This window comes from Rhodococcus pseudokoreensis, assembly GCF_017068395.1.
Classification (GTDB): Bacteria; Actinomycetota; Actinomycetes; order Mycobacteriales; family Mycobacteriaceae; genus Rhodococcus_F; species Rhodococcus_F pseudokoreensis.
This window is the reverse complement of sequence record NZ_CP070619.1, coordinates 3,989,520-4,005,745: the sequence shown is the minus strand read 5'-3', so window position 1 is coordinate 4,005,745 and position 16,226 is coordinate 3,989,520. Positions and strand designations below refer to the sequence as shown.

10 protein-coding genes and 3 rRNA genes are annotated in these 16,226 nt (G+C 64.5%); 11 read left to right on the top strand and 2 right to left on the bottom strand.

Annotated elements, in window-relative coordinates:
- The first annotated feature begins 26 nt into the window (after positions 1–26).
- The 10 genes from JWS13_RS23435 (at position 27) to rrf (ending at position 13,028) form a co-directional block, all read left to right on the top strand.
- Positions 27–953, top strand: coding sequence for an ABC transporter permease (locus JWS13_RS23435; protein ID WP_124395292.1), 927 nt, complete (start codon positions 27–29; stop codon positions 951–953).
- A gap of 12 nt (positions 954–965) precedes the next feature.
- A complete protein-coding gene (locus JWS13_RS23430; protein WP_206007681.1) occupies positions 966–1,997 on the top strand; it encodes an ABC transporter permease in 1,032 nt (343 codons plus the stop codon).
- A complete protein-coding gene (locus JWS13_RS23425) occupies positions 1,994–3,013 on the top strand; it encodes an ABC transporter ATP-binding protein (protein ID WP_206007680.1) in 1,020 nt (339 codons plus the stop codon). The genes JWS13_RS23430 and JWS13_RS23425 overlap by 4 nt, the downstream gene beginning before the upstream one ends.
- 1 nt (position 3,014) lies before the next feature.
- Positions 3,015–4,025, top strand: a complete 1,011-nt coding sequence (locus tag JWS13_RS23420) for an ABC transporter ATP-binding protein (RefSeq protein ID WP_206007679.1) — start codon at positions 3,015–3,017, stop codon at positions 4,023–4,025.
- On the top strand, positions 4,022–4,738 hold the full coding sequence (locus JWS13_RS23415) for a sulfite exporter TauE/SafE family protein (RefSeq protein ID WP_206007678.1): 717 nt from the start codon (positions 4,022–4,024) through the stop codon (positions 4,736–4,738). Before JWS13_RS23420 ends, JWS13_RS23415 begins: the two co-directional genes overlap by 4 nt.
- Before the next feature lie 121 nt (positions 4,739–4,859).
- Entirely contained in the window at positions 4,860–6,197 is a 1,338-nt protein-coding gene (gene gudD, locus JWS13_RS23410; RefSeq protein ID WP_206007677.1) for a glucarate dehydratase, read from the top strand.
- On the top strand, positions 6,197–7,171 hold the full coding sequence (locus JWS13_RS23405) for a 2-hydroxyacid dehydrogenase (protein ID WP_206007676.1): 975 nt from the start codon (positions 6,197–6,199) through the stop codon (positions 7,169–7,171). The genes gudD and JWS13_RS23405 overlap by 1 nt, the downstream gene beginning before the upstream one ends.
- Positions 7,172–7,776: 605 nt before the next feature.
- A 16S ribosomal RNA gene (locus tag JWS13_RS23400) occupies positions 7,777–9,295 on the top strand.
- 335 nt (positions 9,296–9,630) lie between these two features.
- A 23S ribosomal RNA gene (locus tag JWS13_RS23395) occupies positions 9,631–12,763 on the top strand.
- A 148-nt stretch (positions 12,764–12,911) separates the two neighbouring features.
- Positions 12,912–13,028, top strand: a 5S ribosomal RNA gene (gene rrf, locus JWS13_RS23390).
- Together the 16S, 23S and 5S rRNA genes form the textbook arrangement of a ribosomal RNA operon.
- Before the next feature lie 119 nt (positions 13,029–13,147).
- Here the strand turns inward: rrf and JWS13_RS23385 are convergent.
- Together JWS13_RS23385 and JWS13_RS23380 are read right to left on the bottom strand one after the other, a co-directional pair.
- Complete coding sequence (locus tag JWS13_RS23385; RefSeq protein WP_206007675.1) at positions 13,148–13,522, bottom strand: hemophore-related protein; 375 nt, start codon at positions 13,520–13,522, stop codon at positions 13,148–13,150.
- A 94-nt stretch (positions 13,523–13,616) separates the two neighbouring features.
- Positions 13,617–14,630: an Lrp/AsnC family transcriptional regulator gene (locus JWS13_RS23380; protein WP_206007674.1), complete on the bottom strand. Its 1,014-nt coding sequence runs from the start codon at positions 14,628–14,630 to the stop codon at positions 13,617–13,619.
- A 102-nt stretch (positions 14,631–14,732) separates the two neighbouring features.
- On the opposite strand from JWS13_RS23380, the gene JWS13_RS23375 reads away from it, so the two are divergent.
- Positions 14,733–16,199, top strand: a complete 1,467-nt coding sequence (locus JWS13_RS23375; protein ID WP_206007673.1) for an MFS transporter — start codon at positions 14,733–14,735, stop codon at positions 16,197–16,199.
- The last annotated feature ends 27 nt before the right edge of the window (positions 16,200–16,226 follow it).

The following is a 16,226-nucleotide window of genomic DNA, read 5'->3' as shown; positions in this document are numbered from 1 at the left end:
CGAACCCGATCCGAAGGCGGTGAGTCATGTTCGCCTTCCTGCGCCGACGCGTCTACACCAGCCTCGTACCTCTCCTCGTCGTCCTCTTCGGTGTGTTCCTGCTCGCCCGCCTCACCGGCGACCCGACCAACCTCTACCTCCCGGTCTCCGCGACCCCCGATCAGCGCGCCGAGTTCGCGGCCGAGAACGGCCTCGACAAGCCGGTGCTGAGCCAGATGGCCGACTACCTGTCCGGGGTCGCCCACCTGGACTTCGGCGAGTCACTGCGCACCGGTGAATCCGCCGCGACCATGGCGCTTCGGGCGTTCCCCGCCACGTTGCAGCTGGCGTTCTTCACGATGCTGCTCGCGATCATCGGCGCCGTCGTGATCGGCTGCTGGGCGGCGTACCGGCCGAACTCGCTCGCCGACCGGATCTCCAGCCTGCTGTCGATGACGGCGGCCAGCATCCCCGACTTCTGGTTCGCCATCACCGGCGTGTGGATCTTCGCGGTGGTGCTGGGGGTGCTGCCCACGTCGGGCACCGGAAGCGCGCTGGCGTGGATCCTGCCGATCGCGACCCTGCTGATCCGCCCGCTCGGCGTGCTCACCCAGGTGGTGCGCGGCGCGATGGTGTCGGCGCTGTCCGCACCATACGTACGTCTTGCCCGCAGCAAGGGCGCAGGCGACCTGCGCGTCGTGAGCCATCACGCGCTCCGCAACGCCGCTGCCCCGGCGCTGACGGTGGCCGGCGACCTCACCGTCGGCCTGGTCAACGGCGCCGTCGTCGTCGAGGCGATCTTCGGGTGGCCCGGCATCGGCAAGCTGATGATCGACGCGATCCTGCAGCGCGATTTCGCGGTCCTGCAGGCGGCGGTGCTCCTGACCGCGGTCAGCATCTTCGTCCTCAACATCCTGATCGACGCGGGCTACGCACTGCTCGACGCGCGTGTCCGCGAGAAGACCAAGGTCTAGGAGGCCGCCGACATGTCCATAGACAACGCTCCCCGCCTCGACGGAGCCGGCGACGTCCACCAGGACCCCGACGAGACGTTCCCGACCCTCGCCGCCCCCGGCGGAGAAGCCGCTCCGGCGCCCAAGCCCGCCCGGAACAAGACACCGTTGTGGAAGCTGCTCCTGCGGGACCGGATGGCCACGGTTGCGGCGGCGATCCTGGTGTTCGTGTTCCTCGTCGCCGTCTTCGGCCCGTGGCTGGTCGGCGACGCCGCAACCGATCAGAACCTCGACCGGTCCAACCTCGCCCCGTTCCACGTGGCGAACGGGTGGATGAACATCCTCGGCACCGACCCGCTCGGGCGCAGCATGCTGGCCCGGTTGATCGTCGCGTGCCGCACCACCCTGCTGGTGGCGCTGCCCGCGGTCGCGCTGTCCTGCATCGTCGGGTCGCTCATCGGCATGTGGGCGGGTTACCACCGCGGCTGGCGGGAGACGACGGCGATGCGCGTCGCCGACGTCATCATGAGCTTCCCGTCGCTGCTGATGGCCGTCGTCGTCCTGTACGTGTTCTCGCCCAGCGCGGCGAACATCGTCCTGGTCCTGGCGATCACCCGCATCCCGATCTACCTCCGCACCGCCCGCGCGGAGTCGGCGGAATTGCAGAGCCGGTTGTTCGTGGACGCCGCACGCACGTTCGGCGCCCGCAGCGGGGCCGTCATCCGCAGGCACGTGTTCCCGATCCTGCTGCCGACTCTGCTCACCGTCGCCACCCTGGACTTCTGCTATGTGATGCTCGCCGAGTCGTCGCTGAGCTTCCTCGGCATCGGCATCCAGCCGCCCGACATCAGCTGGGGCCTGATGGTGTCCCAGGGCCGGACGTACCTGCAGACGGCGTGGTGGCTGTCCTTCTTCCCCGGGCTCGCCATCGTCATCACCACCGTGTCGGCAACCGTGCTCGCTGCGTGGGCCCGGATCGCCACCGACCCCGCCCAGCGCTGGCGCCTGACCGTCCCGCGGTCGCGTCGCTCCCGGCTGTTCCCCACCCGAAAGGTCGTCTCATGAGTGCACCCGCACCGGCTGTCGAATCACCCGACTTCGCCGCAGACACCGACCGCGTCGCGCTCGAGGTCGCGGATCTCACCGTCGACCTGCGCACCCCCTCGGGCACGGTCCGGGCCGTCGACCACGTGTCGTTCACCGCGCGACGCGGGGAGACCCTCGCGCTGCTCGGCGAGTCGGGGTGCGGCAAGTCGATGACCGCGCAGGCGCTCGTCGGCCTGCTCGAACCGATCGCCGACGTCACCGACGGCTCGGTCCGCCTCGGCGACGTCGACCTGGTGACGGCGAAGGCGAAGACCCGCCGCGCTCTCGCCGCCACCGAACTCGCCATCGTGTTCCAGGACGCATTGACCGCGCTCAACCCCGTCTACACCGTCGGCAAGCAGTTGGCCGAACCGTTCCGGATCCACCGCGGCCTGTCCGCGAAAGAGGCGCGGCAGGAAGCGATCTCGCTGATGCAGAGGGTCGGGATTCCCGAGCCCGAATCGCGCGTCGACTCCTACCCGCACCAGTTCTCCGGCGGCATGCGGCAGCGCCTGCTGATCGCGATGGCCGTCGCGCTGAGCCCGACGGTCCTGCTCGCCGACGAGCCGACCACCGCACTCGACGTCACCGTGCAGGCGCAGATCATGTCGCTGTTGCGGGACCTGCGCACCGAGCACGACATGGCCGTCATCCTCATCACCCACGACCTCGCGCTGGTGGCGGAGGAGGCCGACCGCGTCGCGATCATGTACGCGGGCAACGTCGTCGAGACCGGACCGGTCGCCGAGGTCTTCTCCTCGCCGCAGCACCCGTACACCAAGGGCCTGCTCGATTCGGTCCCCGTGCACGCGGTCCGCGGCGAGGACCTGAAGTCGATCGGCGGCACCCCGCCCGACCTGCACTCCATCCCGTCCGGGTGCGTCTACCAGGCGCGCTGCCCGCTCGCCCGCGACCTGTGCCGCACCACCCGCCCGCCGCTCGCCGGCGTCGCGGCCGGCCGCCGCTCGGCGTGCCATTTCCCCGAGGAGGTCTGACATGTCCGAGTCGATTCTGAAGGTGCGGGGCCTCACCAAGACGTTCAAGGTGCCTGCCAACGCGGCAGGTAAGAACCAGTTGCGTGCGCTCGACGGCATCGACCTCGACCTCGCCCGCGGCGAAACTCTCGGACTCGTCGGCGAATCGGGCTGCGGCAAGTCCACCCTCGCCCGCACGCTGATGATGCTCGAGCGTCCCGATTCCGGTTCGGTGACGTGGGACGGCGTCGACCCGTTCTCGCTGAAGGGCAAGGACCTGCTGGCGCTGCGCCGCCGGGTGCAGATGGTGTTCCAGGACCCGTACGCGTCGCTGAACTCCCGGATGTCGGCGGCCGACATCATCGCCGAGCCGTGGCGCACCCACAAGACGATGTACAAGACCAGCCGCGACCGGGCGGCGCGGGTGCGCGAACTGCTGCATCTCGTGGGTCTGCGGCCGAGCGACGAGCACCGCTACCCGCAGGAGTTCTCCGGCGGTCAGCGTCAGCGTCTCGGGATCGCCCGCGCCCTGGCGCTGAACCCGAGCGTCGTCATCTGCGACGAACCCGTGTCGGCCCTCGACCTGTCGGTGCAGGCCCAGGTGCTCAATCTGCTGAACGACCTGCAGAAACAGCTCGGCATCTCGTACGTGTTCATCTCGCACGACCTGTCGGTGGTCCGGCACGTCGCCGACCGCGTCGCCGTGATGTACCTCGGCCGGATCGTGGAGACGGGTGCGACGGACGCCGTGTTCGACCGTCCCGCCCACCCGTACACCGAGGCCCTGATGTCGGCGGCACCGAAGCTGGACGCCGACTCCCGCGGCAAGCGGATCATCCTCGAGGGTGAGGTTCCGTCGCCGCTGAACCCGCCGTCGGGCTGCCGGTTCCGCACCCGCTGCGCCCACGCGACCGACATCTGCGCGAGCACGGTGCCGCCCGCCGCCGTCGACGCGCGCGAAAGCGGCCACGTCGCCGAATGCCACCATCCTCGTCGTCCGGTCGCGCTCGGCGTGCCGGTCGCGGTCGGGTGAGCGGGGCCGAGTTCGCGGTCATCGCGCTCGCCGTCTTTCTCGCCTCGTGCATGCAGGCGTCGATTGGATTCGGGATGGGCATGCTCGCGGCACCGGTCGTGGCGCTCGTCGATCCGAGCCTGCTGCCCGGGACGCTGATCATGACGGCGACGGTCGTGACGGTGATGGTGGTGTGGCGGGAACGGGACGCGCTGGACCTGACGGGCACGGGGTGGGCTCTGGCCGGCCGGGTGCCGGGCACCATCGCGGGCGCGTTGCTGCTGGTGGTGCTGCCGGAACGGGGGTTGTCGCTGCTGCTCGCGGGCGTGGTGCTGTCCGGGGTCGTCTTCGCGACCCTGGGCTGGGCGCCGCCGCCGCGACGCCGGAACCTCGCCTTTGCCGGGGCCGCGTCGGGTCTTCTCGGCACGGCCACGTCGATCGGCGGACCGCCGATGGCGCTGGTGATGCAGGGGTCGAAGGGGGCCCAGCTGCGCGGCAACATGAGCGCGTTCTTCCTGGTGGGCTCGACGCTGTCGGTCGCCGTTCTCGCCGCGACGGGTTCGGTCCATCGCGAGTCCGCGGTGATGTTCGCGTTGCTCGTCCCGGTGACGGTGCTCGGATACGTGGCGTCGCGGTTCGTGAACCGTCACCTGGACGCCTCTCGCCTGCGCCGGACGTCGATCGCGGTGTCCTGTGTGGGTGCGTTGATGCTGATCGGACAGCAGCTTCTCTGATGCAGTGTCTGCATCGTTCGATGCTCAACAAGTCTTGGACATGTATCGATCGGGCCACTTAGAGTTTTCGTTGTGAGGCGCCTCACGGGCGGCGCTGCGCTGTGAAGGAAGGTTTCGGAAGATGAGTACAACGAGCACCCCGGTCGTCACCGACATGCGAGTGGTTCCGATCGCGGGACACGACAGCATGCTCCTGAACCTGTCCGGCGCGCATGCCCCGTACTTCACCCGGAACTTGGTGATCCTCACCGATTCCGACGGCAACACCGGTGTCGGCGAGGTCCCCGGCGGCGAGCCGATCCGGCGTACCCTCGAGGACGCCCGCGCCATCGTGACCGGGCGCAGCATCGGCGAGTACAACGGCGTACTCGCCGACCTGCGGCGCACGTTCGCCGACCGCGACTCCGCCGGCCGCGGAAATCAGACGTTCGACCTCCGCATCGCGATCCACGCCGTCACCGCCGTCGAGTCGGCTCTCCTCGACGTTCTCGGGCAGCACCTCGGTGTCCCCGTCGCGGCACTGCTCGGCGACGGTCAGCAGCGGGAGAAGGTGCAGGCGCTCGGCTACCTCTTCTTCGTCGGCGACCGCAACAAGACCGACCTGGACTATCAGTCGGGTGCGGGCGAGTCCGACGACTGGCTGCGCCTGCGGCACGAGGAGGCGCTGACACCGGACGCCGTCGTGCGGCTCGCCGAGGCCGCCCAGGCGCGGTACGGGTTCGCCGACTTCAAGCTCAAGGGCGGCGTCCTCGCGCCCCGCGAGGAGGCTGCGGCCGTCACGGCGCTGGCCGAGCGGTTCCCCGACGCCCGGGTCACCCTCGACCCCAACGGTGGGTGGCTGCTGTCGGAGGCCATCGAGACCTGCCGCGGACTGAAGGACGTGCTCGCGTACGCCGAGGACCCGGTCGGCCCCGAGGGCAGCTTCTCCGGCCGCGAGGTGATGAGCGAGTTCAAGCGCGCCACCGGACTGCCGACCGCCACCAACATGATCGCCACCGACTGGCGCGAGATGGGGCACACCATTCGCTCCGGCGCCGTCGACATCCCCCTCGCCGACCCACACTTCTGGACGATGGCCGGATCGGTCCGCGTCGCCCAGCTCTGCGACGCGTGGGGCCTCACGTGGGGATCGCATTCCAACAACCACTTCGACGTGTCGCTCGCCATGTTCACCCACGTGGCCGCCGCGGCGCCGGGCGACATCACCGCCATCGACACCCACTGGATCTGGCAGGACGGTCAGCGGATCACCAGGGACCCGTACGAGATCGAGGGCGGTTACCTGACCGTGCCGTCGACGCCGGGTCTCGGGGTGGAACTCGACATGGACCGGGTCGAGGCCGCGCACGAGCTGTACCTCCAGAAGGGTCTCGGCGCACGCGACGACTCGGTCGGCATGCAGTTCCTCGTGCCCGGCTGGTCGTTCGACAGCAAGCGTCCGGCGCTGGTCCGCGCCTGATGAAGATCGTCGTCGGCGACCGGAATCTGCTGCCGCATCGCGAACTGTTCGAGTCGGGGCTGCCGTCCGGCGCCGTGGTGTCGTGGCATCGGAAGTTCGACGAGTCGGCGATCGTCGCCGACCTCGCCGACGCCGACGTGTACGTGGGCGGCCGGTTCACCCCCGCGATGGCGGCCGCCGCACCGAAGCTGCGGTTGCTGCACGTTGCCGGCGCGGGCACCGACAACGTGGCCTTCGACGCGCTTTCCCCCGACACCGTGGTCGCCAACACGTTCCACCACGAGGACTCGATCGCGGAGTACATCGTGTCGTCCGCGCTGATGCTGCGCCGCGGATTCCTCGGTCACGACCGCGCCCTCCGCGGCGACGTGTGGGCGACGTCGGTCTACGACGACGCGATCCCGCAGTCCCGATCCATGCATGGCGCGCGGATCGGATTCGTCGGCTTCGGTCACATCGGCGGGAGGTCGTGGAGCCTGCTCCGCGCGTTCGGCGCAGAGGGCTGCGCGGTCACCGGGCGGGGAAATCTCGACGCCGACGCGGAAGGCCTCGAATGGGCGGGCGACAACACGTCGCTGCTCCGGCTCATGACCGAGTCCGACGTCGTGGTGGTGTCCGCGCCGCTGAATGATCACACCCGCGGGATGATCGGCGGGCTGGAACTCGAGGCACTCGGACCTGACGGAGTCCTGATCAACGTCGGGCGCGGCCCCCTCGTTCAGGAACGGCCGCTGTACGACGCACTGGCGTCGCACCGGATCGCGGCCGCGGCCATCGACGTCTGGTACTCCTATCCCGATGCCGGCGGTCACGGCGCGCCGAGTGCACTGCCGTTCCGCGACCTGCCGAACGTCCTGATGACCCCGCACTCGTCCGGCGTCACCGACCACACGTTCGTCGGCCGCGTCCGCGACATCACCGAGAACATCCGCCGCCTGGACACGGGGCAGACGGTCCTGCGCACCTGTGGCTGAGGCTTGCGACCTTCTATATGGGAGTCCCCATATAGAAGGAGTCGGTGCCGGCGAGAGTGGCAGATTCTGAAGGATCGGCGGCCGAAATCACTGCGACCAGGCGATTTGGAAATCCGCGCAAGGTTCGCGTAACTTATTCCAAGTCAGAGCGACACGGACACCGACATTCACCACCTGGTGATGCAACGAGGTTGTACGAAGTGCCTGGCAAATCCGAAGTTCACCATCGTGTATGGTTGTGCTTCAACCCCGGAATGTCTTCAGCGGGTGCCGGTTTGCGCCGGTCAGCCTGATGAGATAAGCTGGAAAAGTTGCCCCGGAGCGGCTGGCGAGTGAGTCAGAAGTGATGGTGTGCGCGTGTTCTTTGAGAACTCAACAGTGTGTCGATGAATGTCAGTGCCAAATGTTTTTGGTACTCCGCATCACGAATTGCTTTCGGGGCCTTCGGGTTTCGGGGTGTGTGTGGTGTGGGTATTTGCTGGCCCTTCCTCCTTCTTCCGTCGGTGGGGGGTCAGTGTTTGATTGAAGCTAGTTTGAGTTTTTTTGCTAGTGATTTGACTCGATGTCTATGACTGATTGCCGGTTCTGCCGGCCATCTTGAGTCTTCAACGGAGAGTTTGATCCTGGCTCAGGACGAACGCTGGCGGCGTGCTTAACACATGCAAGTCGAGCGGTAAGGCCCTTCGGGGTACACGAGCGGCGAACGGGTGAGTAACACGTGGGTGATCTGCCCTGCACTTCGGGATAAGCCTGGGAAACTGGGTCTAATACCGGATATGACCGATGGCTGCATGGCTGTTGGTGGAAAGGTTTACTGGTGCAGGATGGGCCCGCGGCCTATCAGCTTGTTGGTGGGGTAATGGCCTACCAAGGCGACGACGGGTAGCCGACCTGAGAGGGTGACCGGCCACACTGGGACTGAGACACGGCCCAGACTCCTACGGGAGGCAGCAGTGGGGAATATTGCACAATGGGCGAAAGCCTGATGCAGCGACGCCGCGTGAGGGATGACGGCCTTCGGGTTGTAAACCTCTTTCAGCAGGGACGAAGCGAGAGTGACGGTACCTGCAGAAGAAGCACCGGCCAACTACGTGCCAGCAGCCGCGGTAATACGTAGGGTGCAAGCGTTGTCCGGAATTACTGGGCGTAAAGAGCTCGTAGGCGGTTTGTCGCGTCGTCTGTGAAAACTCGAGGCTCAACCTCGAGCTTGCAGGCGATACGGGCAGACTTGAGTACTGCAGGGGAGACTGGAATTCCTGGTGTAGCGGTGAAATGCGCAGATATCAGGAGGAACACCGGTGGCGAAGGCGGGTCTCTGGGCAGTAACTGACGCTGAGGAGCGAAAGCGTGGGTAGCGAACAGGATTAGATACCCTGGTAGTCCACGCCGTAAACGGTGGGCGCTAGGTGTGGGTTTCCTTCCACGGGATCCGTGCCGTAGCTAACGCATTAAGCGCCCCGCCTGGGGAGTACGGCCGCAAGGCTAAAACTCAAAGGAATTGACGGGGGCCCGCACAAGCGGCGGAGCATGTGGATTAATTCGATGCAACGCGAAGAACCTTACCTGGGTTTGACATATACCGGAAAGCCGTAGAGATACGGCCCCCCTTGTGGTCGGTATACAGGTGGTGCATGGCTGTCGTCAGCTCGTGTCGTGAGATGTTGGGTTAAGTCCCGCAACGAGCGCAACCCTTGTCTTATGTTGCCAGCACGTAATGGTGGGGACTCGTAAGAGACTGCCGGGGTCAACTCGGAGGAAGGTGGGGACGACGTCAAGTCATCATGCCCCTTATGTCCAGGGCTTCACACATGCTACAATGGCCGGTACAGAGGGCTGCGATACCGTGAGGTGGAGCGAATCCCTTAAAGCCGGTCTCAGTTCGGATCGGGGTCTGCAACTCGACCCCGTGAAGTCGGAGTCGCTAGTAATCGCAGATCAGCAACGCTGCGGTGAATACGTTCCCGGGCCTTGTACACACCGCCCGTCACGTCATGAAAGTCGGTAACACCCGAAGCCGGTGGCCTAACCCCTTGTGGGAGGGAGCCGTCGAAGGTGGGATCGGCGATTGGGACGAAGTCGTAACAAGGTAGCCGTACCGGAAGGTGCGGCTGGATCACCTCCTTTCTAAGGAGCACATCTCCAATGCCGGTGTCACACAGGTGACACCGGGTTGGCAGAGACCGTTGAGTCCTCATCAGTAGGACTGCGGACGCTCATGGGTGGAACACTGACAACCATTCTTCTCGATGACTGCCGGCCCGAGTGCCGGCGGCGGGAAGTGTTATATCGATGCACTGTTGGGTCCTGAGAGAACACGCAATGTGTTTCCTCTACAGGAAAGTGACGACAAACAATTGTGGTGGTCATACCGGCCGGGTTTTTCCTGGTGTTCGGTGGCGACGTGAACATGGTTGGTTGTGTGTTGTTTGAGAACTGCACAGTGGACGCGAGCATCTTTGTTGTAAGTAATGAAGAGCGTACGGTGGATGCCTTGGCACCAGGAGCCGATGAAGGACGTAGGAGGCTGCGATAAGCCTCGGGGAGCTGTCAACCGAGCTGAGATCCGAGGATGTCCGAATGGGGAAACCCAGCACGAGTGATGTCGTGTTACCCGCACCTGAATATATAGGGTGTGTGGAGGGAACGTGGGGAAGTGAAACATCTCAGTACCCACAGGAAGAGAAAACAATAGTGATTCCGTGAGTAGTGGCGAGCGAAAGCGGAAGAGGCTAAACCATGGATGTGTGATAGCCGGCAGGTGTTGCATTCGTGGGGTTGTGGGGTTCATCTTGTCAATGCTGCCGTGTTGGCCGACAGTAAGAAATCATTGTGTTAGTGGAAGTGGTCTGGAACGGCCTGTCGTAGAGGGTGAGAATCCCGTACACGAAAACATGATGACTGTCGTGATGGAAACCCAAGTAGCACCGGGCCCGTGAAATCTGGTGTGAATCTGTCGGGACCACCCGATAAGCCTGAATACTCCCTGGTGACCGATAGCGGACTAGTACCGTGAGGGAAAGGTGAAAAGTACCCCGGGAGGGGAGTGAAATAGTACCTGAAACCGTGCGCTTACAATCCGTCAAAGCCTTTGCACACTTCGGTGTGGGGGGTGATGGCGTGCCTTTTGAAGAATGAGCCTGCGAGTTAGTGGCATGTCGCGAGGTTAACCCGTGTGGGGTAGCCGTAGCGAAAGCGAGTCCGAATAGGGCGTTTTAGTGGCATGTTCTAGACCCGAAGCGGAGTGATCTACCCATGGCCAGGTTGAAGCGACGGTAAGACGTCGTGGAGGACCGAACCCACTTAGGTTGAAAACTGAGGGGATGAGCTGTGGGTAGGGGTGAAAGGCCAATCAAACTCCGTGATAGCTGGTTCTCCCCGAAATGCATTTAGGTGCAGCGTCGCGTGTTTCTCACCGGAGGTAGAGCTACTGGATGGTCTAGGGGGCCCACAAGCTTACCGAAATCAGCCAAACTCCGAATGCCGGTGAGTGAGAGCGCGGCAGTGAGACTGCGGGCGATAAGGTTCGTAGTCGAGAGGGAAACAGCCCAGATCGCCAGCTAAGGTCCCTAAGCGTGTACTAAGTGGAAAAGGATGTGGGGTCGCGAAGACAACCAGGAGGTTGGCTTAGAAGCAGCCACCCTTGAAAGAGTGCGTAATAGCTCACTGGTCAAGTGATCCTGCGCCGACAATGTAGCGGGGCTCAAGTACACCACCGAAGCTGCGGCACTCACACAATAGTCTCCGGTTCTCCTGCGGGAGGGCCGGCAGGTGTGTGGGTGGGTAGGGGAGCGTCGTGTGGCCATGGAAGCGGCGGGGTGACCCAGCCGTGGAGGCCACACGAGTGAGAATGCAGGCATGAGTAGCGAAAGACGAGTGAGAAACTCGTCCGCCGAATGACCAAGGGTTCCTGGGCCAGGTTAATCCGCCCAGGGTGAGTCGGGACCTAAGACGAGGCCGACAGGCGTAGCCGATGGACAACGGGTTGATATTCCCGTACCCGTGTGAACGCGCCCCTGGTGAATCAGTGATACTAACCATCCTGAAGCGTCCTTACGTCCCTTCGGGGGCCCTGGATGTGGATGCATGGGACCTGATCTGGTAGTAGCCAAGCGATGGGGTGACGCAGGAAGGTAGCTGAGCCAGTCAGTGGTAATACTGGTGTAAGCCTGTAGGGCGAACGGTAGGCAAATCCGCCGTTCATCAAGCCTGAGAGGTGACGCATAGCCGAATGAGGCGAATTCAGTGATCCTATGCTGCCGAGAAAAGCCTCTAGCGAGCTTTCACACGGCCCGTACCCCAAACCGACACAGGTGGTCAGGTAGAGAATACTAAGGCGATCGAGATAACTATGGTTAAGGAACTCGGCAAAATGCCCCCGTAACTTCGGGAGAAGGGGGGCCTCGTCCGGTGATGGAACTTGCTTCCTGAGCGGGGTGGGGCCGCAGAGACCAGTGAGAAGCGACTGTTTACTAAAAACACAGGTCCGTGCGAAGTCGTAAGACGATGTATACGGACTGACGCCTGCCCGGTGCTGGAAGGTTAAGAGGACCGGTTAGCCACTTGTGGCGAAGCTGAGAATTTAAGCCCCAGTAAACGGCGGTGGTAACTATAACCATCCTAAGGTAGCGAAATTCCTTGTCGGGTAAGTTCCGACCTGCACGAATGGCGTAACGACTTCTCAGCTGTCTCAACCATAGACTCGGCGAAATTGCATTACGAGTAAAGATGCTCGTTACGCGCGGCAGGACGAAAAGACCCCGGGACCTTCACTACAGCTTGGTATTGGTGTTCGGTTCGGTTTGTGTAGGATAGGTGGGAGACTGTGAAGCGCTCACGCCAGTGAGTGTGGAGTCGTTGTTGAAATACCACTCTGATCGTATTGGACCTCTAACCTCGGACCATGATCTGGTTCAGGGACAGTGCCTGGTGGGTAGTTTAACTGGGGCGGTTGCCTCCCAAAATGTAACGGAGGCGCCCAAAGGTTCCCTCAGCCTGGTTGGCAATCAGGTGTCGAGTGCAAGTGCACAAGGGAGCTTGACTGTGAGACTGACAGGTCGAGCAGGGACGAAAGTCGGGACTAGTGATCCGGCACCGGCAAGTGGAAGCGGTGTCGCTCAACGGATAAAAGGTACCCCGGGGATAACAGGCTGATCTTCCCCAAGAGTCCATATCGACGGGATGGTTTGGCACCTCGATGTCGGCTCGTCGCATCCTGGGGCTGGAGTAGGTCCCAAGGGTTGGGCTGTTCGCCCATTAAAGCGGCACGCGAGCTGGGTTTAGAACGTCGTGAGACAGTTCGGTCTCTATCCGCCGCGCGCGTTAGAAACTTGAGGAAGGCTGTCCCTAGTACGAGAGGACCGGGACGGACGAACCTCTGGTGTGCCAGTTGTTCCACCAGGAGCACCGCTGGTTAGCTACGTTCGGAAGGGATAACCGCTGAAAGCATCTAAGCGGGAAGCCTGTTCCAAGATGAGGTTTCTCACCCCCTCGAGGGGGTAAGGCCCCCGGCAGACCACCGGGTTGATAGGCCAGAACTGGAAGTGCAGTAATGCATGCAGGTGACTGGTACTAATAGGCCGAGGACTTACCACAAAGAAGCTACGCGTCCACTGTGCAGTATCTGAAACAGCACACTCACTCGCTGCGCGAGGAAGTCGGAGTGAACGCTGCCCCCCTATAAGGGTGGGGCTGCGCCCCCCGACTCACTCGAACAGCGTGAGTGAGTCGAGTTTCATAGAGTTACGGCGGCCATAGCGGAGGGGAAACGCCCGGTCCCATTCCGAACCCGGAAGCTAAGCCCTCCAGCGCCGATGGTACTGCACCCGACAGGGTGTGGGAGAGTAGGACACCGCCGAACATCCGTTACCGAAAGCCCCCCAACACTGTTGGGGGGCTTTCGGCGTTTCCAAACAGTTTTGCTGGCGGCAGAGCGAAAGCCGTTGCGGCACGATCCTTGTCGACCGTGCCCGGCGTCCGTCAGTAGTTGCCGCAGGTCTCGGCGATCGTCAGCGCCTTCGCGCGCCACTCGACAGCCGGACCCTCGGTCGGAACGGTCTCCAGCCGGCTCTTCAGCTGCGGGTGCGCGTCGAGAACGGCCTGACGATCGGCAGGCGACTTCGAGAAGAAGTCCGCCAGCTGAGCCTTACGCTCGGGTGCCTGATCCAGGCGCGCGGCGAGCTGCGGGGTCACGTCGTGCATCGCCGCATCGATCTGGGCGAAGCTGCAGGTGCTGTTCACGAGGCGGGCGGAGTCGGCCGGATCCGCGGAGGCGATCCCCGGTACCAGCACGGCGGCGGCAAGGGTGCCGGCCGCCGCGATGCCGAGGTGCAGACGTGCTCGTGAAACGTTCATGACGAGTCCTCCAATGTCGGTGGGTATGCCGGGGACACATTAGGGGTAGGAGTTGTGATTCTTCTGAGGACCGCCTGAGAATCGGGGCCCGCGGTCACGTCGGGGCGGGCGAAATCATGGACACCACCGGACCCGTTGCGCGTCCGCGGTCGTCCAGGATGTGCCCCAGGTGCTTGCCGATCTGCATGACCACCGATCGGTCCGCCACCCGTGATCCGGGGAGGAGCTTCTCGAGGAGTAGTTCGAACCGGTGGACGTCGTTGAGGGTGCGTAACCAGACGGCCATGATCAGGTTGTATTCGCTGGCCACGAGCACCGCCAACCGCACTTCCTCGATCTTGCCCAGCGAGGTCCGCAGTCGCTCGACGAGGGGTGCGGGAACCTGCATGAAGTACCAGGCGTAGATCGGCCACTCCGAGTAGCTCCGGGCGATATCGGTGCGCAGCCGGAGGGAGCCGTCCCGCCGCATCGTCGCGATCGCGTCGGTGATGCGCTGATTGCTGACACCTGCGCGTTCCGCGATCGCCGTGGTCGGTGCGCGGCCGTCGATGCCCAGTTGGTGATGGATCAGTCGCTTGAGGCCGGGCGCGACCGTCCGCGCTGCGCGGGGGCGCGGCGGACGGGCTGCGGGCACTTTGGCGACCTGCTCCGCGGACAGCGTCCGCAGCCGCCAGTTCCCGGCCTCGAAGAGCACCTCCGTGATGAGGTGCGTCCGGGCGCGCCGGATCGCCGGATACTCCCCGAGACGGTGGAGCAGGAATCGTGACGTGTCCGCCGAATCCTCGGCCATCAGGGTGAGCAGCAGGTCGCGTCCGCCCGCCGTGAAATCGATGCTCGCGACCATCGGATCTTCGGAGATGGCCTCCGCGGTGGCAACGGATTGTCCGGGTGCGCATTCGATTTCGATCAGCGCGCCACGCCCGGGCGTCCCGGCGTCGTATCCGGTGATCCAGATCAGGCCGGCGTCGCGGAGCCGCTGGTACCGCCTCGACAACGTCACGGGGTCGACGGCCAGTGCGGGCGCGAGCGCCTTCCACGATGCCCGAGGCTCGATTTGCAGTGCATGTATGAGTGCGAAGTCGACGTCATCTGGCTCGTAATCCTGCATGGATCGCCCTTCAATGCCGAGAATGCTGCAAATTTACACGACGGAATTCACGCGGCGGCAATCTTCCATGAGTCACTTTCCACTCGTCCTCTTGGAGTCGACATGAGTTCTTCGCCCCACATCCGGGGAGGCGACGCTGCCACCGCAGCGGTCGGGTTCCTCGTGGTCATGGAGTTCGCGAGCGGGCTGCTGCAGGGGTGGTTCTCGCCGTTGCTGCCCGCGATCGGCGAGCGCTTCGACGCGTCGTCCGCCGCATTGAACTGGGTGAGCGCCATGTATCTGCTGGGAACGGCCGCCTGCGTGCCCCTGATCGCCAAACTCGGGGACCTCTACGGGCACAAACGCCTTCTCGTTCTCGCCACCACCTCCGTCGCGCTCGGCTCGTACCTCGTCGCGTTCGCGCCGTCCTACGAACTGCTGCTCGTCGGCCGGGCGCTGCAGGCACCGCTCGCGGCGTTCCTGCCGCTCGAATTCGCGATCGTGCGCGACCGCAACGCCGCCACGGCCGGCCGGAGCATCGGCCGGCTCGTCGGGTCGCTGACGCTGGGCGCCGCCGTCGGCGGCCTGCTCTCGGGCTTCCTCCTCGACTCCGTCGTCGACAATGTCGGGCTGGTCCTGCTCGTCCCCGCCGTGCTCATGACGATCTGCCTGCCCGTCGTCTACTTCCTCGTCCCGGAGACGACGGTGCGGAAGAAGGGAACAGTCGACTGGGCCGGTGCGGTCCTGCTCACGGTCGGACTGCTCGGTGTGCTCGGCGGTGTGTCCAACGCGAGCACGTGGGGTTGGACGAGCGCGCTGACGTGGTCGGCCATCGGCGTCGGAGCGGCGGTTCTTCTCGTGTGGGTGTTCGTCGAACGACGCGTCCGACACCCCCTCGTGGACCTCGACGTCATCGGGCGAGGGATGCGGGTGCCGATGCTGATGGCGTTGCTGTTCGGCGCCCAATTGTTCGGTGTGCAGACCCCGTGCGCGCTCTTCCTGCGTGCGATGCCGGAGACGAACGGCTACGGGATGGGGGTCACCGCGTCGGCGACCGGCCTGATCCTGGCGCTGTTCGCGCTCGCGATGTTCGTCGGCGCGTCCGTGAGCGACCGGCTCGCCCGATCCGCCCTCACCGTCCCCGGATCCCTCGCGCTGGGTGCACTGCTCTCGGCGGCGGCCTACGGACTGATGATCGTCGTCCCGGGCAGTGCCCCGCTGTTCGCCCTGTGGCTCGTCGTCGCGGGTCTCGGCGGCGGAGTGGTGGTCGGGGTGCTGCCCACCGTCATCGTGCAGCAGGCGCCGCCGGATTCGGTCGGCATCGCGTCCGGCCTCTACAACACGTCCCGCACCGCGGCGGGCGCCGTGTCCGGCGCCGTCTTCGCGCTCGTGATGTCGTCGATGGTCACCCCGGCGCTCACCGCCGACGGCAAGCAGATCCCGTCCGCGAGCGCCTATCACGTGGTCTGGGCAGTCTGCGCGGCACTGTGCGTCCTCACAGCCCTCCTTGCGCGCAAACTCCGGTCTCCCGCGACGACCACCGAGAACGACAAGCCCACGCTCGCCGACGGCGAGCAAGTACACGCCTGACAACCCGTGACACCGATGAAAGGACAT